Origin of the sequence: Methyloversatilis discipulorum, from assembly GCF_018780585.1 — a bacterium.
GTDB classification, from domain to species: Bacteria; Pseudomonadota; Gammaproteobacteria; order Burkholderiales; family Rhodocyclaceae; genus Methyloversatilis; species Methyloversatilis discipulorum_B.
Genome location: NZ_JADMJL010000016.1, coordinates 21,983 through 48,607 on the forward strand (window position 1 = coordinate 21,983; position 26,625 = coordinate 48,607).

Annotated in this window: 25 protein-coding genes; 11 read left to right on the forward strand and 14 right to left on the reverse strand. The window is 67.6% G+C overall.

The genetic code is table 11. From position 1 onward, the window contains the following. Nucleotides 1-16 precede the first annotated feature (16 nt). Both IV112_RS06110 and IV112_RS06115 read right to left on the reverse strand, forming a co-directional pair. Nucleotides 17-172, reverse strand: coding sequence for a LiaI-LiaF-like domain-containing protein (locus tag IV112_RS06110; RefSeq protein ID WP_019917143.1), 156 nt, complete (start codon nt 170-172; stop codon nt 17-19). After that, complete coding sequence (locus IV112_RS06115) at nt 169-2,130, reverse strand: CHASE domain-containing protein (RefSeq protein WP_304001875.1); 1,962 nt, start codon at nt 2,128-2,130, stop codon at nt 169-171. Before IV112_RS06115 ends, IV112_RS06110 begins: the two co-directional genes overlap by 4 nt. A 457-nt stretch (nt 2,131-2,587) precedes the next feature. On the opposite strand from IV112_RS06115, the gene ettA reads away from it, so the two are divergent. After that, the gene (gene ettA / locus IV112_RS06120; RefSeq protein ID WP_019917146.1) at nt 2,588-4,252 is read left to right on the forward strand and encodes an energy-dependent translational throttle protein EttA; all 1,665 of its coding nucleotides are present in this window, start codon (nt 2,588-2,590) and stop codon (nt 4,250-4,252) included. Here ettA and IV112_RS06125 read toward each other — a convergent pair. After that, nucleotides 4,242-5,399, reverse strand: a complete 1,158-nt coding sequence (locus IV112_RS06125) for a GGDEF domain-containing protein (RefSeq protein ID WP_304001879.1) — start codon at nt 5,397-5,399, stop codon at nt 4,242-4,244. The genes ettA and IV112_RS06125 overlap by 11 nt on opposite strands. A 416-nt stretch (nt 5,400-5,815) precedes the next feature. Between IV112_RS06125 and IV112_RS06130 the strand changes: the two genes are divergently transcribed. The 4 genes from IV112_RS06130 (at nt 5,816) to IV112_RS06145 (ending at nt 11,196) form a co-directional block, all read left to right on the forward strand. Further along, a complete protein-coding gene (locus tag IV112_RS06130) occupies nt 5,816-6,760 on the forward strand; it encodes a PEP-CTERM sorting domain-containing protein (RefSeq protein WP_304001881.1) in 945 nt (314 codons plus the stop codon). A gap of 99 nt (nt 6,761-6,859) precedes the next feature. Continuing rightward, nucleotides 6,860-8,386, forward strand: a complete 1,527-nt coding sequence (locus IV112_RS06135) for a sensor domain-containing diguanylate cyclase (RefSeq protein WP_304001882.1) — start codon at nt 6,860-6,862, stop codon at nt 8,384-8,386. A 46-nt stretch (nt 8,387-8,432) separates the two neighbouring features. Beyond that, nucleotides 8,433-10,373: a peptidase U32 family protein gene (locus IV112_RS06140; RefSeq protein WP_304001884.1), complete on the forward strand. Its 1,941-nt coding sequence runs from the start codon at nt 8,433-8,435 to the stop codon at nt 10,371-10,373. A gap of 94 nt (nt 10,374-10,467) precedes the next feature. Beyond that, on the forward strand, nt 10,468-11,196 hold the full coding sequence (locus IV112_RS06145) for a zf-TFIIB domain-containing protein (RefSeq protein ID WP_304001886.1): 729 nt from the start codon (nt 10,468-10,470) through the stop codon (nt 11,194-11,196). Nucleotides 11,197-11,208: 12 nt separating this feature from the next. Here the strand turns inward: IV112_RS06145 and IV112_RS06150 are convergent, their stop codons facing one another. From IV112_RS06150 to IV112_RS06175, 6 genes are all read right to left on the reverse strand, one after another. After that, a complete protein-coding gene (locus IV112_RS06150; protein WP_019917152.1) occupies nt 11,209-11,379 on the reverse strand; it encodes a DUF3149 domain-containing protein in 171 nt (56 codons plus the stop codon). Between the two features lie 67 nt (nt 11,380-11,446). Next, the gene (locus tag IV112_RS06155; protein WP_029143807.1) at nt 11,447-12,043 is read right to left on the reverse strand and encodes a DUF4126 domain-containing protein; all 597 of its coding nucleotides are present in this window, start codon (nt 12,041-12,043) and stop codon (nt 11,447-11,449) included. Between the two features lie 107 nt (nt 12,044-12,150). Further along, nucleotides 12,151-12,495: a hypothetical protein gene (locus IV112_RS06160; protein WP_304001888.1), complete on the reverse strand. Its 345-nt coding sequence runs from the start codon at nt 12,493-12,495 to the stop codon at nt 12,151-12,153. Next, nucleotides 12,492-13,214: a hypothetical protein gene (locus IV112_RS06165; protein WP_304001890.1), complete on the reverse strand. Its 723-nt coding sequence runs from the start codon at nt 13,212-13,214 to the stop codon at nt 12,492-12,494. Before IV112_RS06165 ends, IV112_RS06160 begins: the two co-directional genes overlap by 4 nt. Further along, nucleotides 13,207-14,328 carry a PepSY-associated TM helix domain-containing protein gene (locus IV112_RS06170; protein ID WP_304001891.1) on the reverse strand — a complete coding sequence of 374 codons (1,122 nt, stop codon included), beginning with the start codon at nt 14,326-14,328 and terminating at the stop codon, nt 13,207-13,209. The genes IV112_RS06165 and IV112_RS06170 overlap by 8 nt, the downstream gene beginning before the upstream one ends. A 2-nt stretch (nt 14,329-14,330) precedes the next feature. Beyond that, on the reverse strand, nt 14,331-16,457 hold the full coding sequence (locus IV112_RS06175; protein ID WP_304001892.1) for a TonB-dependent siderophore receptor: 2,127 nt from the start codon (nt 16,455-16,457) through the stop codon (nt 14,331-14,333). 156 nt (nt 16,458-16,613) lie between these two features. On the opposite strand from IV112_RS06175, the gene IV112_RS06180 reads away from it, so the two are divergent. The 4 genes from IV112_RS06180 (at nt 16,614) to IV112_RS06195 (ending at nt 19,148) form a co-directional block, all read left to right on the forward strand. Next, entirely contained in the window at nt 16,614-17,117 is a 504-nt protein-coding gene (locus IV112_RS06180) for a MarR family winged helix-turn-helix transcriptional regulator (RefSeq protein WP_020165562.1), read from the forward strand. Between the two features lie 66 nt (nt 17,118-17,183). After that, nucleotides 17,184-17,564, forward strand: coding sequence for a YybH family protein (locus tag IV112_RS06185; RefSeq protein WP_304001893.1), 381 nt, complete (start codon nt 17,184-17,186; stop codon nt 17,562-17,564). Nucleotides 17,565-17,575: 11 nt separating this feature from the next. After that, the gene (locus tag IV112_RS06190) at nt 17,576-18,511 is read left to right on the forward strand and encodes a DMT family transporter (RefSeq protein WP_304001894.1); all 936 of its coding nucleotides are present in this window, start codon (nt 17,576-17,578) and stop codon (nt 18,509-18,511) included. A gap of 85 nt (nt 18,512-18,596) precedes the next feature. Next, a complete protein-coding gene (locus tag IV112_RS06195; protein ID WP_304001895.1) occupies nt 18,597-19,148 on the forward strand; it encodes a cytochrome P460 family protein in 552 nt (183 codons plus the stop codon). A gap of 15 nt (nt 19,149-19,163) precedes the next feature. Here IV112_RS06195 and IV112_RS06200 read toward each other — a convergent pair whose 3' ends face one another. Next, nucleotides 19,164-19,730 (reverse strand): histidine phosphatase family protein, encoded by a 567-nt coding sequence (locus tag IV112_RS06200; RefSeq protein ID WP_304001896.1) that lies wholly within the window; start codon nt 19,728-19,730, stop codon nt 19,164-19,166. 120 nt (nt 19,731-19,850) lie between these two features. Between IV112_RS06200 and IV112_RS06205 the strand changes: the two genes are divergently transcribed. Both IV112_RS06205 and IV112_RS06210 read left to right on the forward strand, forming a co-directional pair. After that, a complete protein-coding gene (locus IV112_RS06205) occupies nt 19,851-20,417 on the forward strand; it encodes a hypothetical protein (protein ID WP_304001897.1) in 567 nt (188 codons plus the stop codon). 98 nt (nt 20,418-20,515) lie between these two features. Further along, nucleotides 20,516-22,663, forward strand: coding sequence for a putative bifunctional diguanylate cyclase/phosphodiesterase (locus IV112_RS06210; protein ID WP_304001898.1), 2,148 nt, complete (start codon nt 20,516-20,518; stop codon nt 22,661-22,663). Between the two features lie 4 nt (nt 22,664-22,667). On the opposite strand, the gene IV112_RS06215 is transcribed toward IV112_RS06210, so the two are convergent. The 4 genes from IV112_RS06215 to IV112_RS06230 all read right to left on the reverse strand — a co-directional run bounded on the left by IV112_RS06215 (nt 22,668) and on the right by IV112_RS06230 (nt 26,625). Further along, entirely contained in the window at nt 22,668-24,173 is a 1,506-nt protein-coding gene (locus tag IV112_RS06215) for a CoA-acylating methylmalonate-semialdehyde dehydrogenase (RefSeq protein WP_304001899.1), read from the reverse strand. Between the two features lie 99 nt (nt 24,174-24,272). Then, a complete protein-coding gene (locus IV112_RS06220; protein ID WP_304001900.1) occupies nt 24,273-24,587 on the reverse strand; it encodes a PepSY domain-containing protein in 315 nt (104 codons plus the stop codon). After that, nucleotides 24,584-25,954 carry an ATP-binding protein gene (locus tag IV112_RS06225; protein WP_304001901.1) on the reverse strand — a complete coding sequence of 457 codons (1,371 nt, stop codon included), beginning with the start codon at nt 25,952-25,954 and terminating at the stop codon, nt 24,584-24,586. Before IV112_RS06225 ends, IV112_RS06220 begins: the two co-directional genes overlap by 4 nt. Further along, the gene (locus IV112_RS06230) at nt 25,951-26,625 is read right to left on the reverse strand and encodes a response regulator transcription factor (RefSeq protein WP_304001902.1); all 675 of its coding nucleotides are present in this window, start codon (nt 26,623-26,625) and stop codon (nt 25,951-25,953) included. The genes IV112_RS06225 and IV112_RS06230 overlap by 4 nt, the downstream gene beginning before the upstream one ends.

Here is a 26,625-nt window from a genome sequence, read left to right on the forward strand (position 1 = left end):
GCCGCGGTGGCGAGACCTACTTGCGCTTGATCAGGCCGGCGACGCCGGCGGCGATCAGCAGGGCCGGCCACCAGGTGCCGAACAGTTCGGCCAGCTCGCGCAGCGAAAAAAGATTGAGGTTGGACGCCAGCAGCAGTGCGCCGATGACGATGAGGCCGATCGATCCGATCATTGAGTGTCCTTGTTGTCCGGGGCGGTCCACACCGCGATGGTATTCCGTCCCGCTGCCTTTGCCGCGTACATCGCCTGATCGGCACGGGCGACCAGGGTGTCGAAGTCGTCGCCGTGGTCCGGGCACATCACGACGCCCAGGCTGGCGGATATCTGCGCCTGCCCCTGTTCGAGCGGGAACGGTTCGCCGAGACGCAGCCGTATTTTATCCGCCACCGCGCATGCGGCCTCGATCGAACCGGTTTCCGGCAGCAGGGCGACGAACTCGTCGCCGCCGTGGCGGGCCAGCGTATCGGCTGCGCGCAGGCAGGCGAGCATGCGGCGGCTCGCTTCGATCAGCACCTCGTCGCCGGCGTGATGCCCCATGCGGTCGTTCACCTCCTTGAAGTGGTCGAGGTCGATGAACAGCAGACAGAAACGCCGCCGGTAACGCTTGGCGGACGCCAGCGTCCGGTTCAGCCGCTCCACCAGCAGCGAGCGGTTGGGCAGGCCGGTCAGGCTGTCATGCGTGGCCAGCCAGGCGATCCTCGCCTCGTCCGCCTTGCGTTCGCTGATGTCGGCCATGACGATGATGGCGCCGGTGACGCGGCCGGCGCTGTCGGTGCGCGGTACGCCGGAGGCGAGGACGGCGACTTCGCCGCGGTCGCGGCTCTGCAGCGTCAGTTCCATGCGTACGGTGTCGCCCCCGAGCAGCGCATCCGCCATCGACTGCAGTGCGTGCCGGTTGCCGTCGAAGGCCAGTTCGCCGAGCGAGCGGCCGCCGACGTCGCGCGCGTCGAGGTTGAGCATCCGGTGCAGGCCCGGGTTGGCGTATTCGATATGGCCCCGTGCGTCGAGCGCGAGGATGCTCTCGCCGGACAGGTTGACCAGCGTCGAGTACAGCGCTTCGCTGCGCGCCAGCGAAGCGCCCAGCTCGGCCAGCCGCGCAGCCCGGCGGCGGGCCAGTCCGAGACTGGCGGTGAGTGCTACTACGAGCGCGCCGAACAGTACGACCAGCGCCAGTTCGGTGTGCCAGCGATCAAGGTCGGCCGCCGCCTCCCGCCGTTGCTCGAACACCAGCAACCAGCGTCGCCCGTCGATGTCGCGCGAGATGGAATGCGTCGGCGCGTCGAAGCGGACCGAATCCGTCCCATGGCTGTCGAACAGCAGCGCCTCCGGCTCGGCGGCGCCGCCGTCGTAGATGCGCAGGCGCAAGGAGGGTTGCATGCGGCCGAGTGTGCCGGCCATCAGGTCGAGCATGCGGAAGGGGCTGTAGACCCAGCCGCTGAGCGCCGCTGCGCGTTCCGCCTCGGTGCCGGTGGGCAGGCCGCGGCGGTAGGCGGGCAGATAGAGCAGTACGCCGGTCTGGATGTCGCGGTCAGCTTCCTGGATCAGCCTGACCTTGCCGGTCAGCGCCGCTTCGCCGGTGCGACGGGCGCGCTGCATCGCCTCGCGGCGTACCGGCTCGGACAGCATGTCGAACGAAAAGGCGCGCTGGTTGCGCCAGTCCTGCGGCTCCAGATAGACGATGCTGCTGTACTCGGGACGTTCGCCCGGCGGACGGATGTCGTAATCGCGGAGGCCGCGGGCGCGCATCGACGCGATGTGGGTGTCCAGATCCTCCGCCTTCACGTAGGCGGAGAAGCCGACGCCCTGTATGCCGGGAAAGTCCTCCTGCAGCGACAGTGCGCCGACATAGGTCTTCCAGTCCTCTTGCGTGACCTCGTCCGATGCGTCGAACAGCGCGCGTGCGCCGCGCAGTACCTGACGGTAGGCGCGCATGCGTTGTTCGACCTGCTGCGTGATGTCGCGCGCCTCGAAGGCCAGACGTTCGTCGACGCGCTCGCGGTGCCGACGGTCCATCTCGTTCCACACCAGATAGACAGCCAGCGTCGCGCCGAGCGTGGCAAGCAGAACGGGCAGACCGATCTGCCAGACAGAACGGTCCGTCGAAGCTCGCGTGTCGGGCGCTGCGCTCATGTCGAGTATTGAACCTGCATTTTCCGGGCGTGTCACCAAGGTCGGGGCGGCGGGCTAGGGTCTGTTGCCATTGAATCGCGGGCCGCGCGCGAATTCCGATGCGTCCGGATCAAGGCGGGCCGACGCCGGCTGACTGGCCGTCAGGCCAGGAGGCCCAACGCAGAGCTGGGCGCATCGGGACTCGCGCCCTCCGGGTTTGCAGCGTGCGAGGCACGGACTGCGTTGCGCTTCTTGTCGAGACGGCCAGTCTCGACTTCGTCGCACGCCTTGCCCGTGTCTCGCGCGCTGCAAACGCGGTTCGCGATTCAATGGCAACAGACCCTAGGGCCGCAGTGACCTTTCTGGTGCGTCAAGGACTTATCGACAGCCGGCGGCCGGTCTTGACCCCTCCGGTCCGCTGGGCGCCTGTGCCCCGGCTTATACTTGCGCCCTTTCCCTGTCGGTGCAGTTGCAGAAAATGGCCCAATACGTGATGTCCATGCTCCGCGTGAGCAAGGTGGTACCCCCGAAGCGCACGATCATCAAGGACATATCGCTGTCCTTCTTCCCCGGCGCCAAGATCGGCCTGCTCGGCCTGAACGGCTCGGGCAAGTCGACGGTGCTGCGCATCATGGCCAATGCCGACCGCGAGTACGACGGTGAGGTCCAGCACCAGCCGGGCGTGCGCATCGGCTATCTGCCGCAGGAGCCTGAACTCGATCCGGACAAGACGGTGAAGGAAGAGGTCGAGTCCGGCCTCGGCGAAATCGTCGAGGCACGCCAGAAGCTTGAGCAGATCTACGCCGCCTACGCCGAGCCGGACGCCGATTTCGACAAGCTGGCGGAAGAGCAGGCGAAGTACGAGGCCGTGCTGGCGGCGGCCGGTTCCGACGTCGAGACGCAGATGGAAATCGCCGCCGACGCGCTGCGCCTGCCGCCCTGGGACGCGAAGATCGGCCCGCTGTCCGGCGGCGAGAAGCGCCGCGTGGCGCTGTGCAAGCTGCTGCTGTCCAAGCCGGACATGCTGCTGCTGGATGAGCCGACCAACCATCTGGACGCCGAATCGGTGGACTGGCTGGAGCAGTTCCTGGTGCGCTTCCCCGGCACCGTGGTGGCGGTGACGCACGACCGCTACTTCCTCGACAACGCGGCCGAGTGGATCCTCGAACTGGACCGTGGCCACGGCATTCCGTGGAAGGGCAATTACTCCAGCTGGCTGGACCAGAAGGGTGAGCGGCTGCGCCAGGAAGAGTCACAGGAATCGGCGCGGCAGAAGGCGCTGGCGACCGAACTGGAGTGGGTGCGCGGCAACCCGAAGGCGCGCCAGGCCAAGAGCAAGGCGCGTCTGGCCCGCTACGAGGAAATGAGCAGCGTCGAGTACCAGAAGCGCAACGAAACGCACGAAATCTTCATCCCGCCGGGCGAGCGCCTGGGCGACAAGGTGATCGAGTTCCACAACGTTTCGAAGGGCTTCGGCGACCGCCTGCTGATCGACAACCTGAGCTTCAGCATTCCGCCGGGCGCCATCGTCGGTGTGATCGGCCCGAACGGCGCCGGCAAATCGACGCTGTTCCGGATGATCCAGGGCAAGGACACGCCGGATTCGGGCGAAATCGTGGTCGGCCCGACGGTCAAGATCGCCGCCGTCGACCAGACCCGCGACGGGCTGGATGGCACGAAGACGGTGTTCGAGGCGGTGTCCGACGGGGCCGACATCCTGACCGTCGGTCGCTTCGAAATGCCCAGCCGCGCCTATATCGGCCGCTTCAACTTCAAGGGCGGCGACCAGCAGAAGATCGTCGGCAACCTGTCGGGCGGTGAGCGCGGCCGGCTGCACCTGGCCAAGACGCTGATTTCCGGCGGCAACGTGCTGCTGCTCGACGAACCGTCGAACGACCTCGACGTGGAAACGCTGCGTGCGCTGGAAGACGCGCTGCTCGAGTTCTCCGGCTGCGTGCTCGTCACCTCGCACGACCGCTGGTTCCTCGACCGCATCGCCACCCATATCCTGGCGGCGGAGGGCGATTCGCAATGGACCTTCTTCAACGGCAACTACCAGGAATACGAGGCCGACAAGAAGAAACGCCTCGGCGAAGAGGGCGCCAAACCGAAGCGCATCCGCTACAAGCCGATCAGTCGCTGATCACGCAGCGGTTGCGCCCGTCGGACTTCGCGCGATAGAGCGCGAAGTCCGCCCGTTCCACCGCGTGTTCGATCGATTCCCCGGGGCGGAACTGGGCCAGTCCAGCCGAGAACGTGACCGCGGCCGCGTCGGCGGCGGTGACCAGCCGGGTCTGCGCCAGCGCCGCGCGCACGCGCGCCATCGATTGATCGGCCTTCTTTACCGGCGTGTCGGGTAGCAGCACGAGGAACTCCTCGCCGCCCCAGCGCGCCAGCACATCGGACTCGCGCAGCGCACCGGTCGCGGTGTCGGCGAAGCGCTGCAGCACGATGTCACCCGCCTTGTGTCCGTAGGTGTCGTTGACGCGCTTGAAGTGGTCGAGATCGATCAGGCAGACGGAGAGCGGCGAGCCGTTCCGCTCTGCGCCGCGGGCCAGTTGCGCGAACAGGTCGGTGGCGTAACGGCGGTTGGGCAGTCCGGTCAGCACGTCGCGCGTGGCCAGTTCCTGGATGCGGCTCAGCGCCGCCTCCAGTTCGTTGCGCTGGGTGCGCAGGCGGGCCCGGATGGCCAGCAACTGTTCGCTCAGCTGGCCCATGACTGCGAGGACGACGGCCGTCAGCACGAAGTGCACCCACTCCACCTGGAACGGGTAGTCATCCGGGCGCAGCGTGGACAGCGTGAACATGGTCAGTCCGGTGCCGACGACGACGCATCCGTTGTAGATGCGGCGTCCCCTGCGGTCGAGATTGAAGATGCTGAACACGAGGGTGAGCGCGAGCAGCATCAGCAGCGCACCGCGGACCGGCGTGAACACGATGTAGGCGGCGGTGATCCAGGCGCCCGCCGCCATGACCTGCAGGAAGGTGAGCGAAGGATCGCGAAACCGCAGGTTCAGCCCGCTGCGCAGCGTGGCGTAGACGACCACCATCCACACGATCAGGCCGCCCTGCAGCAGGCGGGTCGCGACCGGGTCGGCCATGTCGTGCGCCAGCGCGTATTCGGCCAGACCAAGGCATACCACGTACACCAGCATGGACGTGAATGCGCGGGATATGCGCAGGCGCTGTCGCGGCTCGTCGTCCAGCACCAGACTCAGCAGACGCCTTGACGTGTGCCCGGGCGGGGGCACGTCTCGCTGCGGGTGAGGCCCGTCGTTTTCCTTGTCCATTCGTTCCTCGTCCGGAATGCCCTGCCTGCCGCGGCGTTGCGGCAGACGGTGTGCGCATTTCATTCGCGTCGGGATTCAGACTAGCGCCGCCGGCCGGCGTTGTCGCTGCGCGAGGTCAAGTCTCGGGATGTCGAAAGGTGTCTGTCCGTGAATAAGAGTTTCGCCGCTTGGGCGCTGCGCCGGATCAGCCGGGAGCTCGCTCCGGCGTAGGCTTTCGCGTTGCCCCCGGTTCGACGCGGCGCACCCGCGGTCGCCTGTTCGAGACTGTCGACGGACCGGATTCGGCGATACCTGCCGGAAAGGCGGGCTTGAGCCCGTGTGCCGCCGGGATTGCGCGGGCTTCAGTTTGCGGCAGCGGGGGCGTACGCTTCGCGTTTTCCGGGCCGCGCCGTGCGGCCCCACCGGGAGCCAGGACGATGATGCGAACCTTCTGCGCGGCCGCGCTAGCCAGCCTGTGCCTGAGCGCGCCTGCGCGGGCCGTAGACGTGGTGTTCGACTACCGCTACGACAGCGGTGGCTTCTTCACCGACGACCGACGTGCCGTGCTCGACGACGTTGCACGCTTGTTCGGCAGCAATCTGGACGACACGCTGGCGGCCATCGCGCCCACCGGCGACGACGTGTTCCAGGCCCGCATCTTCGATCCGGTCGATCCGCTGAACAGTACGGTGCTGGTGCCCGGGCTGACGGTGGCCGCCGACGAGATCCGCATCTTCGTTGGCGCGCGCGCCTTCTCCGGGCAGACGCTGGGTGTGGGCGGGCCCGGTTTTCACGTGGCGGGCGGCAGCGGCGACTTCGTTGCGCTGGCCGACGGGCGTGGCGAGCCGGAGGCATTGGCGTCGCCGCCCACCGATTTCGCGCCCTGGGGCGGCACCATCACCTTCGGCACCAACGTCGGCTGGTACGCCGACGACGATGTCGGCACCGTCGAGAACTTCGCCGGGCTGTTCGACCTGTACACGGTGGCGGCGCACGAGACGGCGCACGTGCTGGGCATAGGCACCGCCGACAGCTGGTTCGCCCAAGTCAGCAACCGCAGCTTCATCGGCGCCAGCGCCTCCGCGGTCAACGACGGTGTCGCGCCGCTGCTGCGCAACGACGGTAGCGACGCGCATTTCGATACCTCCTTGCGGGCGGCCGCGAACGGCGTCGATCAGGTGCCGCTGCTGTCGCCGGTCATTCCCGCCGGGGCGCGCCGGTACATGACCGAACTCGACTGGGCGGCGCTGCGCGACATCGGCTGGGAGGTTGGCAGCCTGCAGGCGACCGTGCCGGCGCCGATACCCGAGCCGGCCACCTGGGGCCTGATGGCGGGCGGCCTGTTGCTGGTGGGCGCGGCCGCCCGACGCCGTGCGGCCTGATGCCGCGGCGCGCCCGCTGCACACGGCGGTAAAGTCCGGCGCAGGATTGCCGAAAACAGGGGACGTCAATCTCCTGTGCGCGGCCGCATGTCCGAAACGATGAAGATCCAGGCAGAGGCCACGGTGGTTCCTGCCGGCGGCGACCCGGCAGCCGTCGTTCCGGCCGCCGAGGTGCGCGCCTCGCCTGGCGTGACCGGCCGTCGCCGTCTGGTGCTGATGCTGGGCCTGCTGCTCGCGCTTGGCTTTCTGGCCAATACGCTGCTGAGCTACTCGGTGTCGAAGCGCGAAATCCAGCGCTCCATCGTCGAGAACGAACTGCCGCTGACCTCCGACACCATCTATTCGGAGATCCAGAAGGATCTGATCCGGCCGGTGTTCGTGTCGTCAGTGATGGCCGGCGACACCTTCGTCCGCGACTGGGTGCTGCAGGGCGAACGCGACGTGCCGGCGATGACCAAGTTTCTCGGCGAAATCCGCACGCGCTACGGCACCTTCACCAGCTTTTTCGTATCGGAAGCGACCCGCAACTACTATCACCCGGACGGCGTGCTGCGCCGGGTGGAGCAGGGCAGCGAACGCGATGCTTGGTATTTCCGTTCGCGCGACCTCGATGCGCCGTACGAAATCAACGTCGATTCCGACACCGCTTCGCCCGACACGCTGACCGTATTCGTCAATTACCGCGTGTTCGACTACGCCGGCAAGACGGTGGGCGTGACCGGCGTCGGCCTCACCGTCGACACGGTGCGGCGGCTGCTGTCCGGCTACCAGCAGCGCTATCACCGCGGCGTCTATTTCGTCGACCGCAGCGGCAACATCGTGCTGTACGGCGACCAGCCCTCGCACGGCACGCTGCGCATCGGCGAGGTCGAAGGCCTGGGCGACATCGCGCACGAGGTGCTGGCCCGCGACAGCGGTTCCTACCAGTACCGCGAGGGCGGCAAGGACTACCTGCTCAATGTGCGCTACGTGCCGGAGCTGGACTGGTACCTGTTCGTCGAAAAGGTCGAGAACGAGGCGCTGGCCGACATCCGCCGCACGCTCTACATCAACCTGCTCATCTGCGCACTGGTGACGGCGGCGGTGCTGTGGCTCGCCAGCCTGACGCTGGGTGGCTACCAGCGCCGGCTGGAGCAGATGGCCACCACCGACCGGCTGACCGGCCTGCTCAACCGTCACGCCTTCGAAATCATGCTCGAACACGCGGTGGCCGAGGTGCAGCGCAGCCGCCGTCCGTCGGCCGTGCTGCTGATCGACATCGATCACTTCAAATCCTTGAACGATCGCTACGGTCATCTGGCCGGCGACCGCATGATCGAGCACGTCGGCGCGCTGATACGCAGCGGCCTGCGCGCATCCGATATGGCCTGCCGCTGGGGCGGCGAGGAATTCCTGGTGGTGCTGAAGGACTGCGCAGCCGACGACGCGCGCCAGCGGGCGGAAACCCTGCGTGCGCTGATCGGCGCCAGCCCGCTGCCGATCGGTAGCGCGGCAGTGACGGCGACGGTCAGTGTCGGCGTCACCGCCTTCGCCGACGACGATACGCCGGTGCGGCTGGTCGACCGTGCCGACCGCGCGCTGTACGCGGCCAAGGGCGACGGCCGTGATCGCGTGGCGATGGCCTGAGGCGCAGGATCAGGGATAATCCCGCCTTTCCCGCAGGCCCTGCATCATGAACGCCGACCGTCGCACACTCGAACTGCTCGCGCCCGCCAAGAACGCCGATTTCGGCATCGAGGCGATCAACCATGGCGCCGACGCCGTCTACATCGGCGGCCCGTCCTTCGGTGCGCGCAAGGGCGCCGACAACGACATCGCCGACATCGCCCGCCTCTGTACGCACGCGCACCGCTACCACGCGCGCGTGCTGACGGCCTTCAACACGATATTGCGCGACGACGAGCTGGAACCGGCCCGCCGCGCCATCTGGCAGCTGTACGACGCCGGTGTGGACGCGCTCATCGTGCAGGACATGGCGCTGCTTGAGATGGATCTGCCGCCGATACAGCTGCACGCCAGCACGCAGACCGACATCCGCGACGCGGCCAAGGCGCGCTTCCTGCAGGACGTCGGCTTCACGCAGATCGTGTTGGCACGCGAAATGACGCTGGAGGACGTGCGCAAGGTGGCGGCGAACACCTCCTGTACGCTCGAATACTTCGTGCATGGCGCGCTGTGCGTCGCCTTCAGCGGCCAGTGCTTCATCAGCCACGCGCATACCGGCCGCAGCGCCAACCGCGGCGAATGCTCGCAGGCCTGTCGTCTGCCCTACACGCTGACCGACGCCCAGGGCAGGGTGGTGGCGCACGACAAGCACCTGCTGTCGATGAAGGACAACGACCAGTCGGCCAATATGCGTGCGCTGATCGATGCCGGCGTGTCCTCGTTCAAGATCGAGGGCCGGCTGAAGGACCTGGGCTACGTGAAGAACATCACCGCCCACTACAGCACGCTGCTGAACGAACTGCTGGCCGACCTGCCGGGCTACCGCCGTGCCTCCAGCGGCCGCTGCACCTATACCTTCGTACCGCAGCCGGAGAAAACCTTCAACCGCGGCTCGACCGACTACTTCGCGAACGGCCGCCAGCACGGCAGCGAGGCGTTCGAGTCGCCGAGCTTTGTCGGCGAGGAAGCGGCGACGATCAGCAAGGTGGCGGCCGATCACATCGAGGTCGATGCGGCGGTGGACATCCACAACGGCGACGGCCTGAGCTACTACGACAGCCACCGCGAACTGATGGGCCTGCGCATCAACGTCGCGCAGGGCCGCAAGCTCTACCCGAACGCGATGCCGGACGATCTGAAGCCGGGCATGACGCTGTACCGCAACCGCGACCAGGCTTTCGAGCGCGCACTTGAGAAGAAGTCGGCCGACCGCCGCATCCGTGCCGACCTGCGCTTCGAGGAAACGGCGGACGGCTTCGCACTGACCATGACCGACGAGAACGGCGTCAGCGCCCGCGTCGAACTGGCGCACGACAAGCAGCCGGCGCGTGACGTCGAGCGGGCGCTGGCCGGCATCCGCGACAGCCTGGGCAAGCTGGGCAATACGCTGTTCGAAGCAGGCGATATCGCAATCGATCTGCCGGAGGCGCGCTTCCTGCCGGCGTCGACCCTGAACGGCCTGCGTCGCGACGCGGTGGCGCTGCTCGAGGCGAACCGCATCGCCGCTCACCAGCGACCGCAGCCCGGCGTGCCAGTCGAACCGCCGGTGCGCTTCACCGACACCGAGCTGTCCTATCTGGCCAACGTCTACAACGAGAAGGCGCGCGCCTTCTACCGCAAGCACGGCGTGGAACTGATCGCCGACGCCTACGAGGCGAACCAGGAGCTGGACGAGGTGTCGCTGATGATCACCAAGCACTGCCTGCGTTTCAGCCACAACCTGTGCCCGAAGGAACTGAAGGAGTACGACCTGCGCGGCATGGTGAAGGCCGAGCCGATGACGCTGATGAACGGCAACGACAAGCTCACGCTGCGTTTCGACTGCAAGAAATGCGAAATGCACGTGGTCGGCCGCATCCGCAAGAACGTACTGAAGGCGCAGGCGGTACCGGTCACCTTTCACCGCAGCGCGCCGGAAGGCGTCAAGGTGACACGCTCGGCGCGCTGATCGCCCTCAACCTTGCGTGCCCGCATGCCGCTGACAAGACCAGGCGGGCATTGCCCGCGCCGATAGATCGCGATCCGACGTCATACCGACCATCATGCAGAATTCAGCGCCGCACTGTCCGTCCTGCCGCGTGCCGATGAAGGTGCACCGCTTCAAGAATCACGGCGGCGAGGACATGGAACTCGACATCTGCTGGCACTGCCAGGGGTTGTGGTTCGACACTTTCGAGAACCTGCAGCTGTCGCCGGGCTCGGTCAACGAACTGTTCAAGCAGCTGCACGCGCACCGCGACGAAATGCAGCATCCGGTCGCCAACGTGATGGCCTGCCCGCGCTGCAGCCGCAAGCTCGACAAGGGCTACGATCTGGTGCGCAGCGGGCGTTACATGACCTACCGCTGCCCCGAGAAGCACGGCCGCTACAGCAGCTTTTCGTCCTTCATGGTCGAGAAGGGCTTCGTGCGGCAGATGACGCCGGCCGAAATCGCCGACCTGGCGAAGCGGGTCGGCGCCATCTACTGCACCGGCTGCGGGGCGCCGGTCGACATCCGCAAGGACCACGCCTGCCCGCACTGCCGCTCGGCCTTTTCGCTGCTCGATCCGGACGCCGTCGAAAATGCGCTGAAGGGCTACCACCAGGCGGAAGTGAAGCGCACCACGCGCGACCCGGTGTCGATGGCCGACGCCATTGTCGAGAGCGAGCGCACACGCGCCCGCGCCGACCGGCAGCGCCAGATCGAAGGCGCTCGCGATGCCGGCGGCCTGGACGTGGCCGACCTGCTGGTGGCCGGCGTCGGCCTCGTGTGGAAGGTGCTTACCCGCTGAACGCGGGCGCGTTCACGGCGCCGGTCGGCCGGATTGTTCGGCCTTGGCCGCCGCGGCCGCATCCTCGTCCATGTGCCGCTTGAAGAAGCGGCCGAACCAGATGCTCATGAAGATGACGATGGCGATCACCACCAAGCTCATCAGCCCGTAGTCGGTCGACAGCAGATCGGACAGCGCTTTCATGATTCCCTCCCTTTCGACGTGTTTTCGTCATTGAAGCGCCGGCCGGGTCATGACGGGCTGATGCAGGTCAACCGGGCGCCTGCTTGCCCGCCACCCAGGACAGCAATCCGGTCAGGAAGCGCCACACGCGCGGCAGCAGCCACAGCATGAGCAGAACGAAGAAGGCGAGCAGCACCAGGAAGAACACCGGGTAGGCGAAGGCCAGCCACAGTCCGCCGACCGCGAGGCCGTCCTCGCTGGTCGAGGCGAGTACGTTGCTGACCGGCTCCGGCGAGGCGTTGATCGCCACCCGGCTGCCGGCCTTGGTCAGGTGAGTGGCGCCGGTCAGCGTGCCGCCGAGCAGCGCGCCGGCCAGCACCACCGGCGTGCTCTGATCGGCCAGTGCCCAGGCGGCAAGCAGCGCACCGGCCGGAATGCGAATGAAGGTGTGCAGACCGTCCCACAGGCTGTCCAGCGCCGGCACCTTGTCGGCGAGGAACTCGACGCACAGCATGAAACCGGCGGCGGCCAGTACCAGCGGGTGTTCCAGCACGTCCAGTTCGCCAGGCAGCTCGACCCATTCCATCCGCCCCGCCAGTCCGGCGAGAAAGATGACGGCATACAGCCGCAGGCCGCTGGCCCAGGCGAGGCCGGCGGCGGCGGCAATGGCTTCGGTCAGGTCCATGGCGTGGGCATCGCTTCGGTTATCGGAAGTCGCGCCCGCATGCCCGACTGGCATGCGGCACACGATATTCATGCTAGCCGAAGCGTGCGGGGCCGAACAGCGCCGCCTCAGGCGAGCGCACCCGTCAGCGCCATCAACGCGCCGGTGGCAGCCAGCGCTGCCGAGGACCTGAGCGTGACCGCAGGCCACGCATTCACCAGGGGGACGAACAGGCTGCCGCCGACCATCCAGGCCGTCAGCACCAGCACGCTGCCGGCCATCGGGCCACTGCTCGCCATCGCCAGCAGCAGTTGCACCAGTGCGCTCGCCAGCGCCAGTTGCCGACCGTGTTCGATCAGCCAGCGCGGCGGCGCAGCGTCGGCGGCGGCGCGTGCGTTGCCGGCGGCGAACAGTGCGGCCACCGGCACCGCGCCGGTCAGCGCGAGTCCGCATTCGGTCAAGCCGGCGATCATGTGGCCGCGCCTGTCGAGGGCAGTGTCCGTCCGCCCAAGGGGCGCGCGCATAGCAGCGCCGTCAGCGCCAGCGCGGCCAGCACCGGGCGATCGGCGGCGAGTGCGAGCCAGCCGAGCAGGGCGCTGCCGATCAACCACGCGAGCCGGGCCGGACCACGGAACCAGGCGACCAGGGACAGCGCCGGCAGCAGCACGAAGAAGGCGAGGAGCATGCCGGTGTGACCGGCGCCGCGACCGTCGCCAGCGGTCTGGGCGATGCGGAAGCTTTCGACGAAACAGGCTGCGAGCACCCACCAGGGCAGGTCGTTCATGCAGCGACGCAGCAGGGTGGGGCGGCGCGCTCTGGCAGGGGCCCGCACGGGTGCAGTGCCGGCGCGGGGCAGCGCCATTGCGCCGGCGGAACAGGCCAGTGCTGCGACGGCACAGGCGGCGGCCATGGCGCCGGCCTGCGGCGAATGCTGCAGCAGGCCGCTCAGTGCGACCGTCGCGCTGCCGACGGCGTTGCCGTGCAGGCCGCGCCGCCAGACCGCAACGGGCCGTGTGGCCCGCGCATTCAGCGCCGTCAGCAGCAGCCAGAGCAGGATGAACAGCCAGGGGCCCAGGCCCTGATTGCCCGGCAGCAGTTCGAGACGGCGGCCCAGCCACAGGCTGGTCGCGGCACAGAGCAGCAGCGCAGTCGGTGCGGCGGTCAGGAGCGCCGCCATGATGCGGTCAAACAAGGCGCCCTCCAGCCATGGCCGAACTGTGAGCGGCGTCGCCCGAGCGGTGCTGCTGGCGGCGTCGGTCGGCCCAGATCACGGTACCGCTGATGGCTAGGCCGGCAGCGCTGAGACCGAGCACGCAATACAGCGCCTTGAGCATGAGGCCGCCGAAATCGCCGAAGTGCAGCGGCTCCATCCAGCCGTCGAAGCGGCTCCAGAATCCGCGTTGGCGCGGGTCGCGCAGGTCGAGCGTGCGGCCATCCGCGCCGGCGTAGCTGACGCGGGCGCTGCTGATCAGTTGCTGCGGCAGGTCGCCGGAGATGGTGACGACGGCATCGGCGCGCTGAGCGTTGCGCAGCGAGATCGTTTCCGGCTCCAGTCCGGGCAGGTCGCGACGCGCCTGAAGCAGCAGTGCGTCCAGCGACTGCATGGGTTGTTTGCGCGCGTCCTTCGGCAGCGCGACCGCGGGGTCGGCGCCGCCGCTGAGGTAACGCCAGCTCTGTTCGAACACCGGTGCGAGGCCGAGCCAGCATCCGGTGAAGGCGATGAGCAGATGGAAGGCGAGGCCCCAGATGGCGGACGCCTTGTGCAGGTCGGACGCGGCCAGCCGGCTGCTGCGGCGCCAGCGCACCGTGAACAGCTCGCGCATGATCTTGCGGTGAATCACGATGCCGGTCAGTGCCAGCACCAGCATGACGGCACCGAGAAAGCCGACGATCCAGCGCGGTGCGAAGAACAGGAACACGTGCAGCATGCGCACGAATTGCCCCAGTTCGCTGTCCACCGGGCCGATGACGGCCGCGTTGCCGGCGTCGACGGCGATCTTGCTGCGCAGACCGTTCTCATGCCGCACCTGCGCGAAGTAGGCCGGACTGGTGTCGGTCGGCAGCACGATGTTCTCTACCTTGCTGCCGGGCAGCGCGCTCTGCACGGCCGCCAGAACGGCCTGTGGCCCGACCGGCGATTGCGCATGTTCGAGGTGGCGCAGCGACGGATTGCCCCACAGGTCGATCTCGTGCTTGAACACTGCCAGCGCGCCGGACATGCAGATCACGAACAGCAGCAGGCCGGTGACGATGCCGGCCCACGAGTGCACCGTGAACAGCAGGGTGAGCGTGCGTTGCGAAGCCACACTCAGAAGTCCAGCGTGACCGACGCCAGCACGCGGCGCGGGTCGCCGAGCGGAATGACGTTGTTGTTGAGGCCGCCGGCGAAGTAGTCGCGGTCGAACAGGTTCTTCGCGATCAGGCTCAGCCGGTAACCCTGGCCGATATAGCTCACGCTGGCGTCGAACACGGTGTAGTCGGGAATCGTGTAGGCGAAGCTGTAGCCCTGTTTCTCGCTCTCGTAGCGCAGCCCGGCACCGAGGCCGAGACCGGTCAGTGCGCCGCTGCGCACGCGGTACTGCGCCCACAGCGAGGCGCTGTGGCGCGGCACGTTGTCCAGCGGCTTGCCGATGTTCGCGGCGGTGTCATCGCTCACCACTTCACTGTCGGTGTTTGCGTAGGCGGCCGACAGGTTCCAGCCGTTGCGCAGGTCGGCCAGCAGTTCCAGCTCGTAGCCGCGCGTGCGCTGCTCGCCGATCAGGATGTAGAAGCCCGGGTTGGACCCGTCGCTCGCGCGCACGTCCTGCCGTTCGAGGTCGAAGTGGGCGACGGTCGCCTGGATGCGCCCTTGCGCGAAGCTGAACTTGACGCCGACTTCGGTCTGTTTGCCGCTTTCCGGCTTCACCGCCTCGCCGCTGGCCGCGTATCCGCCCTGGGGCAGAAAGGACTCCGCATAGCTCACGTACGGCGACACGTCGTCGATCACCTCGTAGATCAGGCCGGCGCTGCCGGTGGTGGTTGCGTAGTTCTCGTCGGTGATCGAGGCGCCGGTACGCATGTTGACCGAGTCAATCGACGCCCAGTCACGGCGCAGTGTGACCGAGGCGTTCAGCCGATCGGTCAGACGCACCTGATCACGCAGGTAGAAACCGGTGTAGCGGATGGTTTCGTCCAGATCAGTCAGCGGCGTGACGTTGCAACTCACTGTCGAGCCATACACGGGCGTGAAGACGTCGAGCATTCCGACCGCGCAACGAGTCGTGGTTTCACGCTTGGCGTGCCGGTTCACGTCGACGCCTGCAAGCACGGTGTGGCGTATCGAGCCTGTATCGAACGCACGGGACACATGGGTGTCCAGCCCGAAGCCGTGGCCCCGGAAGTCCTGCAGCGTGCCCTGGCGCTTCAGTTGCCTGTTGTTCGCCTGCAGGCCGCCCGAAGCACCGTTATCTACGGCGACCAGACGCCCGTCCATGTCGTAGTCCTGCCAGCGGAAGTTCTGCCGCAGTGTCCAGCCGCTGTCGAATCGATGTTCCAGCGCGTAGCCGATGCGCGCCTGGCTTGCTTCGTAGGGCCCGAAGCCCGGTTCGCCGATGAACAGGCTGCGGTCTACGCGGCCGTTCGGGTTCGGGAGTACCGAGCCGCGCACCGGCAGCCCCTGTTGCCGGACGTACTCGCGCGTCTGGAAGCTGGTCAGTATCGTGAAGTCGGTGCGCGTGCCGAGGTCGAGCGACATCGACGGCGCGATCCAGCGGTTCTTGTAATAGACGAAGTCGGTCGGGTCGTCGCTGTTGAGCATCAGGCCGTTGATGCGCACTGCGCTGCGGCCGGTGTCGGACAGCGGACGCCCGAAGTCGAAGGTGAACTGGCGGAAGTTGTCGCTGCCGCCGGTGAGGGCGACCTCGGTGAACGCCTCCGCCCGCGGGCGCTTGCTGACCATATTGACCATGCCGCCCGGCTGCACCAGACCGAAGTTCACCGAGGCCGGGCCCTTCAGCACCTCGATGCGCTCGGCGCCAAAGGTTTCCTGCGCGACCCGCGCGTCCATCTCTACCCTGAGGCCATCGACGTAGACCGATTCGGTCGCGCGCTGGCCGCGGATGATGAAGTCGTCCCAGCCACGGCGACCGTAGTAGCCGGACACCACGCCGGCCACGCCCTGCAGCGCGTCGGTCAGCGACTGCACGCCGCGCGCATTCATCTGTTCGCGGGTCACGACGGTGACCGACTGTGCGGTCTCGTTCAGCGGCAGATCGGACTTCAAGGTGCTGCTGCTTGCCTTGCGCGCCGTGAAGCCGATGTCGCCAGCGGCGTCGACGCGGACGGCAGGCAGGGTTGCGACCGCGTCTTCGGCAGAGGCGAGCGGGGCGAGCAGCGCGGCGATCGAGGCCGCGAGAAGATGAAGCGGAAGGCGCAGCGGCAGGATTGGGGCAGTCATGGCTATTTGTTTTAATGCGTACGAGAATGATTCTTGTTAATTATCTCGGAAATGCTGCCGCGAAGTGAACTCTTTTGTCTCGCCCTGTCATTGCCCTTGAGCAACCCGCCTCATACTTGTTGCTATAGTTAGGTGCCTTATGATATTGTTCCGTATATGCTCCAGGTACGCGATCTTCCGACCCCCGACATCCTGCGTCGCTTTGCGCAGCGCTATCCGGACGCCGATGTCAGCGCCGTCACCGGCTTTCTGACGCTGCTGCGTACGGCGACCGAGCTGTCGCAGGCCCTCGATGCCTTCCTGGCGCGGCACGGTCTGCTGCAGGGGCGGTGGTGGGTGCTCATCCTGCTGTTCCGCGAGGAAACGCTGGAATCCTCACCGTCGGTGCTGGCGGAGAAGGCCGGCGTGACGCGGGCGACGATGACCGGTCTGATCGATGGACTGGAGCGCGACGGTCTGGTGCAGCGGGTGTTCGACACCGCCGACCGCCGGCGCACCACAGTGCGGCTGACCCCGGCGGGGCAGGGCGTGCTCGACACCGTGATGCCGGATTACTACCGGCGGGTGCGCACGCTGATGGCCGGGCTGGACGAGAACCAGCGCGTGCTGCTGCAGTCGATGCTGGGAGCCGTGCATGCTGGGCTCGATGCATTCACGTGACCCGTAAAAAAATTTGCCTGAATAGTTAGCCTCCGTATCAACCCTGCACACTGAAAGGATATTGAAATGACCCAGAGCGCACTCCAGACCGCCATTGCCGACATCAACACCCGCTGGGACGCCGCCTTCAACCGCGGCGACGCCGCAGCCGTCGCCGCGCTGTACGACGCCGAAGCGGCCGTGCTGCCCGCCGGTGGCGACGCGGCCATTGGCCCGGCGGCCATCCAGGCGCTGTTTGCCGGTGCCATCGCCAGTGGCATCCACAACCACCGCATCGAACTGCATGCGGTCGCCGGCGACGACGCGCTCGCCACCCAGCGCGGCCGCTGGAGTGCGCAGGCGAAGAACGCCGACGGCGAACTGCAGACCTTCTCCGGCCACATCACCGTGGTCTATCGCCGCCAGCCCGATGGCAATTGGCGCGCGCTGACCCATACCTGGAACTGAGGAGCACCGGCATGAATACCCGCTCGCCGTCGCTGCGCGCGGTCGCCGCCCTGCTGCTGCTGGCGGTGATCTGGGGCTACAACTGGGTGGTCATGAAGATCGCGCTGGTCGATATGGACGCCTTCCAGTTCGGCGCCTGGCGCACCTTCGGCGGCGCGCTGAGCCTGTTCGCGCTGATGGCGGTGCTGCGCCGGCCGTTCCGGCCACAGCACCTGCCCTGGGTGGCGACGATGGGCGTGCTGCAGACCACCGGCTTCACCGGACTGATCATCCTCGCGCTGGTCAGCGGCGGCGCCGGCAAGACGGCGGTGCTCACCTACACCATGCCTTTCTGGGTCATGGTGTTTGCCTGGCCGCTATTGGGCGAGCGGCTGCACGGCTGGCAGTGGCCGTCGGCGGTCGCCACGCTGGCCGGCCTGCTGTTCATCCTCGATCCGGCGCATCTGGGGGGCGACCTGACCAGCATGGCGCTGGCCACCTGTGCCGGCGCGCTGTGGGCGCTGGCGGTCATCGTCGCCAAGCGTCTGCAGATCCGCGCACCGGACATCGATCTGCTGTCGATGACGGCCTGGCAGATGCTGTTCGGTTCGTTGCCGCTGGTCGCCTTCGCGCTGTTCTGGCCGGCGCGGGAAGCGAACTGGACGCCGTCGCTGATCGGCGCGCTCGGCTTCAACATCGTGCTGGCGAATGCACTGGCCTGGCTGCTGTGGCTGTACGCGCTGCGCCGGCTGTCGGCCGGGACCACCAGCATGGTGTCGCTGCTGACGCCGGTGATCGGCGTGCTGGCGGCGGCGCTGCAGCTGGGCGAACGGCCGCTGGCGAACGAACTGACCGGCATGCTGCTGATCGGCGTCGGCCTGCTGCTGCTGTCGGTCGAAGGCCTGCGTCGGCGTCGTGCGCAGATTTCTCCGACCTCGACTGCATCCGGAAACGCCTCCCGCGCGTAGACAGGGCACACAGGGTGCCAGCGCTGCAGACGCGATGCAGCGCTGGTACCCGTTCAACCACCCGTGCCATGCGAGGAGTTATCCGATGAAGAAGAATCTGCTGTCCGCACTCGTTCTCGGGGCGCTGGTCGCCGGCTGCAGCCAGATGGGCAGCACGCCGGTCGCCCGGCTCGACGACGGCCAGTTGCCGCTGCCGACCGACTACAAGTCCTGGCCCGCTTTCCTGACCGCGGTACAGCGCGAGGACGTCAAACAGATACGCGACATCTACATGAACGCGGATGCGAAGAAGGGCAGTGCCGAAAAGGGCTTTCCCGACGGATCGGTGTTCGTGATGGAGAACTGGTCAGTCAAGCTCGATGCCGACGGCAAGGCGGTCAAGGGCGCCGACGGCAAGCTGGTGAAGGACAAGCTGGCCGCCGTGTTCGTCATGGGCAAGAACGCCGGCTGGGGCGGCGCGGTGCCGGAGGCGCAGCGCAACGGCAACTGGATCTATTCCGCGTTCAAGGGCAATGGCGAGCTGAACGGCGACGCGAAGTACGACGCCTGTCGCGGCTGCCATGCGCCACTGAAGGACAAGGATTTCGTGTTCCGCTATGACGAACACTTCGCCGCAGTGAAGGCCGGAAAGTACTGATCCGTCGCCCGCGCCTCACAGCGCCAGCCGGCCGGCGGCCCGCACACCGCCGCGGCGGTCCGGCTGCACGACGACGGCCTCGCCCATCGCGAGGTTGTCGCCGGTCAGCGCCAGCACGTTCACCTGATGCGTCACCAGCGCAACCCGCAGTCCGTCGTCGAGCGCCGCGATCCACTGGCGCAGCGCCGCGGTCTGCCGCTCGCGGTCGCCCTGGCCCGCGAAGAAGGAATTCAGCGCCGGCAACACCTCCACCTGCAGTTCCGGAAACATCTCCTTCGCGGTATCGATGCAGCGGCACCAGGCGCTGCTGTACACCGCGTCCATCTTCACGTCGCGCGCCCGTAGCGCCTCGCCTGCCGCGCGAGCCTGCGCGCGGCCGCCTGCGGACAGGTTGCGCTGAGTGCTGCAGTCATCGAGGCGAAAGCCCGGCGGATCGCCAATGCCGGGCTCCGTCAGCGCATGACGCAGCAGCAGGGCGCCGCCCGAGCGCAGCGCGTCCAGCGCGATTCCGTTGCCGGCGTGCGAGCCGGCCGGTCGCAGCATCAGGCAGCCGAGCGCCTGGAGGGCGTGACGTCTGTTCATGGGCGGCGAGCCAAAGTAAGGACTTGGGCTGTCGACCGGTCATACTCGTGGCAGTTTCCGGCCGGCCGCGAGGCACCACGGGTGAGCCGAACTGAAACCTCCTGACGACGAGAGGCGAAGATGAAATCGAGCAAAGCGGTGATTGCGACGGTGCTGTGCGCGCTGATGAGTGCGCTGCCGGCGCAGGCCGATCCCTTGTCCGGCGTTAGATCCATCGTGCTCACCAATGCCAGCGGAGGGCGCGAAGTGATCGGTCAGGTGGTGTTTGCACCGTTGGGCGACGGCCGCTCCTCCTTCAAGGTGACGCTGGACTCGCGGCTGGAAGAGTACTTCCTCGCGATGCGACCCTTCCGCTGTCTGACCGGGCCGACACAGCGCCTGTGCAGCTTTCCGGTCGAACGTGAGCCGCAGGTGGTCAGCGCGGGCGATCTGGTGCCGCTGGAATACGCGCTGATGTTCATGCGCACCGCGCCGGCCTCGCTGCACATCGATCCGTTCAACGGTGTGTACTATCGTATGAAGGTGGTTGGCGAGCGCATCGAAGGTCGGGTGCACGACGTCGATATGGACCCCTTCATCACACCGGACAGCGTGCCGGCGGAACGGCGTACGCGGCCGCTGCGTGACGCCGACCTGAGCGCGGGTGACCCGAGGTCGCACTGGTTGCCGACGCTGCTGATCGAGTAGGGCGGTGTAGCCCACCCACCCGTGCGTCGTTCAGTCAGGGTTCAAGCAAGGACACTGTCCGCCGTTAACGGACCATTGTCGAACCAAGGCTGGCATCGATGCCCCCCTTGCATGGCCGTGATGTTGAGTATCCACCGTCTCGCGACGCAGGCGTCGTCGCGAGACGGCTGCGCGCGCTCATCGTCGAGGACAATCCGGTCGACGAACTCCTGGTGCTGGCCAAGCTTCGCGCCGCGGGCTTTGCCGTCGAACACTGCCGCGTAGACAGCGTGGCCGCGCTCGAAGTGGCGCTGCGCGAGCTGCACTGGGACATCGTGATTTCCGACTACGTGCTGCCCGACTGCGACGGTCTGGACGTGCTGACCGCGGTCCGGCGCATGCAACCCGATCTGCCCTTCATCCTGGTGTCGGGCGGCATCGGCGAGGCGGTCGCCGTCGATGCAATGCGCGCCGGTGCACAGGACTACCTGCTCAAGCAGAACCTGCTGCGCCTCGGTGCCGTGGTTGATCGCGAACTGACCAAGTCGGCCACCGCCCGCGCACTGCGTGCCGAACGGCAGAAGCTGCGCGAGAGCGAACTGCGGCTGCACAGCATTCTGGCCACGCTGGAAGACATCATCTGGTCGATCGAGCTGCCGTCGCAGAAGCTGGTCTATCTGAACCCGTCGGCCGAAGCCATCTACGGCGTGAGCGCTGAGGCCTTCCTCCACGGTGAGGTCGACTGGCTGGACATGGTGCATCCGGACGACCGCGCACGCATGCTGCGCTCGCTGAAGGAGGCCACCACCAGCGGCAGCCTGACCACCGAGTACCGCGTTGTCCGGCCCGATGGCGAAGTGCGCTGGATACTCGACCGGGCGCGCGTGGTGTTCAACGAGCACGGTGCGCGCATACGCCTCGACGGCATCGCCCGCGACGTGACGCAGCAGCGCAGCAGCGAAGCCAAGCTGCGTCAGGCCGCCCACTTCGACGTGCTGACCGGCCTGCCCAACCGCATCCTGCTGAACGAGCGGCTGCAGAAGGCGATCGACGCCGCGATCGACACCGACGCGATGATGGCGGTCGTGTTCATCGACCTCGACCGTTTCAAGATCGTCAACGACAGCATGGGGCACGACGCCGGCGACGAACTGCTGCGCGTGCTGTCGCGTCGCCTGTCGCAGCGGGTGCGCGCCAGCGACACGGTAGCGCGCTTGGGCGGCGACGAGTTCGTGGTGCTGCTGCCGGAGATCCGCCAGGCGCAGGACGCGCAGGCCGTATGCGAACAGATGCTGGGCGCGCTGGCGCCGCCGGTGTCGATACGGAATCACGACATCCACTGCACCGCCAGCATGGGTGTGGCGGTGTTTCCGCGCGACGGCCGCGACGTGGCGACGCTGCTGCGCCATGCCGACGCCGCGATGTACCGCGCCAAGCAGGCGGGGCGGAACACGATCCGTTTTCACGAGCCGGACCAGAACGCCGCCTCCGGTGTGCTGCGCCTGGAAGCCGAACTGCACACCGCGCTGGCGCAGGAGCAGTTCGAGCTGCACTTCCAGCCGCAGGTCGATCTGCTGAACGGGCGCCGCGTCATCGGCTTCGAGGCCCTGGTGCGCTGGCGCCATCCGGAACGCGGGCTGGTATCGCCACTCGACTTCATACCGCTGGCCGAGGAAACGGGCCTCATCGTGCCACTCGGACAGTGGGTGCTGCGCCGAGCCTGCGAGCAGGGCAAGCTGTGGGCGGAACGCTTCGACCCGGAACTGCGGGTGGCGGTCAATGTGTCGGCGCGGCAGTTCGTCGGCAGCGACATCGTGCGTACCGTGTCGCGCGAACTCGAGCGCAGCGGCCTGTCGCCGCGCAATCTCGAACTGGAACTGACCGAATCGATGCTGATGCACAACATCGGCCAGACGGTGAAGCTTCTCGGCGACCTCAAGCGGCTGGGCGTCGCGGTCGCCATCGACGATTTCGGCACCGGCTATTCCAGCCTCGCCTACCTCAGGCGCTTTCCGATCGACGTGCTGAAGATAGACGCGTCCTTCGTGCGTGACATCGGCCACGACGCCGATGACGCCGCCATCTGCGCCTGCATACTCGCGATGGCCGGTTCCCTGCGCATCGAGGCCGTCGCCGAGGGCGTCGAAACCGAAGACCAGCTGGCCTTCCTGCGCGAGCAGGGCTGCCGCATCGGTCAGGGCTATCTGTTCGGCAAACCGATGCCGGCGGACGAGGCGACCGCGCTGCTGGCGCGCGGCGCCGCCTGACCGCTCAGTTCACCGGCATCACGAACTCCGGCCCCTTCGAACCGCTGTCCGGCCAGCGCTGCATGATGCTCTTGTAGCGGGTGTAGAAGCGCACCCCCTCTTCGCCGTAGGCGTGCAGGTCACCGAACAGGCTCTGCTTCCAGCCGCCGAAGGAATGCCAGGCCATGGGCACCGGGATCGGGACGTTGATGCCCACCATGCCCGCTTCGATGCGCTGGCCGAATTCGCGCGCAGCGGCTCCGTCGCGGGTGTACAGCGACACGCCGTTGCCGTACTCGTGGCTGTTCACCAGTGCGATCGCGTCCGCGAGGTTTGCCGCGCGCACGACGCACAGCACTGGGCCGAAGATTTCCTCCTTCCAGATGCGCATCGCCGGCGTGACGCGATCGAACAGCGTGGCGCCGAGGAAGAAACCCTGTTCGCGGCCGGCCACCGTGTGGCGGCGGCCGTCGAGCACCAGCTGCGCACCTTCGGCGACGCCAGCGTCGATCAGCGACACGATGCGTTCGCGGTGGGCGGCGGTCACCACCGGACCCATGTCGGTGCCGTCGGCTTCGCCGTCGCCGATGTTCAGCTTCTGCGCGCGCATCCGCACCGCCTCGACCAGCGCGTCGGCGATGTCGCCGACCGCCACCGCGACCGAAATCGCCATGCAGCGCTCGCCGGCCGAACCGTAGGCGGCGCCGATCAGCGCGTCGGCCGCCTGGTCGAGGTCGGCGTCCGGCATGACCACCATGTGGTTCTTCGCGCCGCCCAGCGCCTGCGCACGCTTGCCGTGCTTCGCCGCCGTCTCGTAGATGTGACGGGCGATCGGCGTCGAGCCGACGAAGCTCACCGCGCGCACGTCCGGGTGTTCGAGCAGCGCATCGACCGCGACGCGGTCGCCCTGCAGCACGTTGAACACGCCGTCCGGCAGGCCGGCGTCGCGGAACAGTTCGGCAGTCAGCAGCGACGGCGACGGGTCGCGTTCGGACGGCTTCAGGATGAAGCTGTTGCCGCAGGCCAGCGCGACCGGCGCCATCCACATCGGGACCATGAAGGGGAAGTTGAACGGCGTGATGCCGGCGACCACTCCGAGCGGCATGCGCTGGCTCCAGTTGGCGATGCCGCCGCCGACGTGGTCGGAATACTGACCTTTGAGCAACTGCGGAATGCCGCAGGCGAATTCGATCACTTCCAGCCCGCGCTGCACTTCGCCCTGTGCGTCCGGGAAGGTCTTGCCGTGTTCGCGCGTGATCAGTCGCGCGATGTCGGCGCTGTGCCGCTCGACCAGTTCCTTCATCCGGAACAGCACGCGCGCCCGGCGCTGCGGCGCCAGCGCGCCCCAGGCCGGCTGCGCAGCAGCGGCACTGGCGACCGCGCGGCTCACGTCCGCATCGGACGCCAGCAGCACCTGCCTGGCCACCTGTCCGTGCGCCGGATCGAACACGTCGGCGCTGCGGGTGCTGTCCAGCGCGCTGCGCTGGCCGTCGATCCAGTGGGAGAGGGTGTCGGAGGTGGGCGTATTCATCGTCTTTCGGAGCCTGCGTTGAAAGACGATATTGTGCGCCCGTGCGCGGCTGCGGTCTGCGTGCAGTGCGTCAGCGCAGCCGTCCCTTTCCGCCGGCGCTCAGTCGAACCAGTCGCGTCGCATCGAGCGTACCGAGCCGTCGCGCGCGTTGATATGCACGTCCCACTCCTTGCCCGTGGTGTCGATCAGTTCGAACTCGTAATCGTAGTCGTCGCTCATGAAGCGGCGTTCGAGGTCGGCTTCGATCACCGTGCCCGGCTTGGCGGCGAGCGCCTTGGCGGTCGCATCTTCCAGCGAGATGAGCTTCATCGCCTCGGCGATGGCGCGCATCTTCGGCAGATCGTCGTCGTCGGCGAAGGCAGGCGGTGCGAGCAGGGCAGCGAGCAGCGTGGTGGCGATCAGGACGTTCTTCATGGCCGTACTCCTTCGGGTGAGGGCGCGTCGAGCGCCATGCGTGACGGCAGATGCACGGTGACGCGCAGTCCGCCGAGGACCGGTGACGGTCCGAATTCGAGTGCGCCGCCATAGCTGTCGACCAGGTCGCGCACGATGGACAGGCCGAGGCCGTGGCCCGGTTTCGTCTCGTCCGCGCGGAAGCCGCGCGCGCTGAGCGATTCGAGTTGTTCGGGCGCGCAGCCCGGGCCGTCGTCCTCGATCAGCAGCTTGAGGTCCGCGCCACGTTCGACCGACAGCCGCACGCGGCGGCGGCACCAGGCGCAGGCGTTGTCCATCAGGTTGCCAAGCAGCTCCATCAGGTCTTCCGCGTCCATTGCCAGCGTGACGTCGGCAGCGATGTCGAGCGCGATGTCCGGCGAGCGTTCGCCGTGCAGGATGGCCAGCGTGGCCGCCAGCCGCTCGGCTGCGTCGCGCAGGTCGCTGCGCCGCGCCGGGTGGGTGCCGCCCATCAGTCGCGCGCGGCGCAGTTCGCGCTCGATGGCGCGGCGCATCAGTTCGGTACTGTCGGTCATGCGCTGCTGCAGTTCGGGGTGGGCCGCCATCGCCGGCGATTCGGCCACCTGCAGCAGCACCGCCAGCCGCGTCTTCAGAGCGTGCGCCAGGTTGCCGAGCGCGTCGCGCGAGCGCTGCGAGCGGCGCAGCAGCATGCCGAGCAGCGCGTTGAACTGATCGACCAGCGGCGCGATCTCGTCCGGCAGCGCGACGTCGAGCCGCTCGCGTTCGCCGCGTTCGAGCGCCTGCATCTGCGCGCGCAGCGTATCGAGCGGCGCCAGCGAACGGCGCACCACCCACTGCTGTACGGCCAGCACGAGCGCGACCACGGCCAGCGTCAGCACGCCATACAGCAGATGCCACTCGCGCAGCCCGGCGCGCAGCGCCGACAGGTCCTCGGCAACCAGTATGCGCACCGACTGGCCGCGCTTTTCGTAGCGCGCCGACAGCAGCCACAGCGACTGTCCCTGCGGGCCGGCAGCCTCGCTCTGCGCGATGCGCTCGCTGCCGGCGGATGGCAGGGCCAGCGTGCCGTCCCACAGCGAGCGCGACGAAATGTCGTCACCGCCGTCGATCACGATGCGGAAGTAATGGCCGGAGAAGGGCTGACGGTATTCGCCGCCGATACGCGCGTCGTCGAGCTGCAGCGGTGCGCCGGCGTCGCCGTCGAGCGCCGCCAGCAGGTTCTCGGCGTCGCGCTCCAGTCGCTGGGCCAGTTGCGCCTTGAGCAGGCGTTCGATGGCGATGCCGGCGAGCAGCCACTGCAGCCCGGCCAGCAGTACGAAGCTGATCGCCAGGCCGGCGGCAAGACGGGTGCGCAGCGCGTACTTCACGGCGCCTCCGGGGCGTCGAACACGTAGCCCTGACCGCGCCGCGTCTGTATCCAGTCGCGCCCTATCTTGCGGCGCAAGCGCGTGATGTGGGCTTCGATGACATTGCTGTCGTGATCGGTGGCGTGGTCATACAGGTGTTCGTTCAGGCGCTGCTGCGAAAGCACCTGGCCGGCGTGCAGCATGAAGCAGCGCAGCAGGCGGAATTCGATGCTGCTCAGTTCTATCGGGGCGCCGCCATCGAGTGCCGCGCTCTGCGTCGCTTCGTCGAGCCTCAAGGGGCCGCGTGCCAGCGGGCCCGGCGCGCGGCGTGCCGCACTGCGCTTCAGCACGGCGGCGATGCGCGCCAGCAGTTCCTCGCTGTGGAAGGGCTTGCAGACGTAGTCGTCGGCGCCGGCATTGAGCACCTCGACCTTTTCCTGCCAGGTGTCGCGCGCGGTCAGCACCACCACCGGCATCGCGCGCCGCGCGTCGCGCCACTGGCGCAGCACGTCGACGCCGTTGCGCCGCGGCAGACCGAGATCGAGTATCACGAGGTCGTAGTCGATGGCTTCCGCCGACAGCTGCGCGAACACGCCGTCGGTCGCGACGTCGACCGCGTAGCCGGCGCGTTCGAGCAGCGGCTTCAGTCCGGCAACCAGTGTTTCGTCGTCTTCGGCCAGCAACAGGCGCAT

What these genes read in the sequence shown, in the direction of transcription:
- IV112_RS06110 (WP_019917143.1), bottom strand. Translation starts at nt 172, where the DNA reads ATGATCGGATCGATCGGCCTCATCGTCATCGGCGCACTGCTGCTGGCG.
- IV112_RS06115 (WP_304001875.1), bottom strand. Translation starts at nt 2,130, where the DNA reads ATGAGCGCAGCGCCCGACACGCGAGCTTCGACGGACCGTTCTGTCTGG.
- ettA (WP_019917146.1), top strand. Translation starts at nt 2,588, where the DNA reads ATGGCCCAATACGTGATGTCCATGCTCCGCGTGAGCAAGGTGGTACCC.
- IV112_RS06125 (WP_304001879.1), bottom strand. Translation starts at nt 5,399, where the DNA reads ATGGACAAGGAAAACGACGGGCCTCACCCGCAGCGAGACGTGCCCCCG.
- IV112_RS06130 (WP_304001881.1), top strand. Translation starts at nt 5,816, where the DNA reads ATGATGCGAACCTTCTGCGCGGCCGCGCTAGCCAGCCTGTGCCTGAGC.
- IV112_RS06135 (WP_304001882.1), top strand. Translation starts at nt 6,860, where the DNA reads ATGAAGATCCAGGCAGAGGCCACGGTGGTTCCTGCCGGCGGCGACCCG.
- IV112_RS06140 (WP_304001884.1), top strand. Translation starts at nt 8,433, where the DNA reads ATGAACGCCGACCGTCGCACACTCGAACTGCTCGCGCCCGCCAAGAAC.
- IV112_RS06145 (WP_304001886.1), top strand. Translation starts at nt 10,468, where the DNA reads ATGCAGAATTCAGCGCCGCACTGTCCGTCCTGCCGCGTGCCGATGAAG.
- IV112_RS06150 (WP_019917152.1), bottom strand. Translation starts at nt 11,379, where the DNA reads ATGAAAGCGCTGTCCGATCTGCTGTCGACCGACTACGGGCTGATGAGC.
- IV112_RS06155 (WP_029143807.1), bottom strand. Translation starts at nt 12,043, where the DNA reads ATGGACCTGACCGAAGCCATTGCCGCCGCCGCCGGCCTCGCCTGGGCC.
- IV112_RS06160 (WP_304001888.1), bottom strand. Translation starts at nt 12,495, where the DNA reads ATGATCGCCGGCTTGACCGAATGCGGACTCGCGCTGACCGGCGCGGTG.
- IV112_RS06175 (WP_304001892.1), bottom strand. Translation starts at nt 16,457, where the DNA reads ATGACTGCCCCAATCCTGCCGCTGCGCCTTCCGCTTCATCTTCTCGCG.
- IV112_RS06180 (WP_020165562.1), top strand. Translation starts at nt 16,614, where the DNA reads ATGCTCCAGGTACGCGATCTTCCGACCCCCGACATCCTGCGTCGCTTT.
- IV112_RS06185 (WP_304001893.1), top strand. Translation starts at nt 17,184, where the DNA reads ATGACCCAGAGCGCACTCCAGACCGCCATTGCCGACATCAACACCCGC.
- IV112_RS06190 (WP_304001894.1), top strand. Translation starts at nt 17,576, where the DNA reads ATGAATACCCGCTCGCCGTCGCTGCGCGCGGTCGCCGCCCTGCTGCTG.
- IV112_RS06195 (WP_304001895.1), top strand. Translation starts at nt 18,597, where the DNA reads ATGAAGAAGAATCTGCTGTCCGCACTCGTTCTCGGGGCGCTGGTCGCC.
- IV112_RS06200 (WP_304001896.1), bottom strand. Translation starts at nt 19,730, where the DNA reads ATGAACAGACGTCACGCCCTCCAGGCGCTCGGCTGCCTGATGCTGCGA.
- IV112_RS06205 (WP_304001897.1), top strand. Translation starts at nt 19,851, where the DNA reads ATGAAATCGAGCAAAGCGGTGATTGCGACGGTGCTGTGCGCGCTGATG.
- IV112_RS06210 (WP_304001898.1), top strand. Translation starts at nt 20,516, where the DNA reads ATGCCCCCCTTGCATGGCCGTGATGTTGAGTATCCACCGTCTCGCGAC.
- IV112_RS06215 (WP_304001899.1), bottom strand. Translation starts at nt 24,173, where the DNA reads ATGAATACGCCCACCTCCGACACCCTCTCCCACTGGATCGACGGCCAG.
- IV112_RS06220 (WP_304001900.1), bottom strand. Translation starts at nt 24,587, where the DNA reads ATGAAGAACGTCCTGATCGCCACCACGCTGCTCGCTGCCCTGCTCGCA.
- IV112_RS06230 (WP_304001902.1), bottom strand. Translation starts at nt 26,625, where the DNA reads ATGCGCCTGTTGCTGGCCGAAGACGACGAAACACTGGTTGCCGGACTG.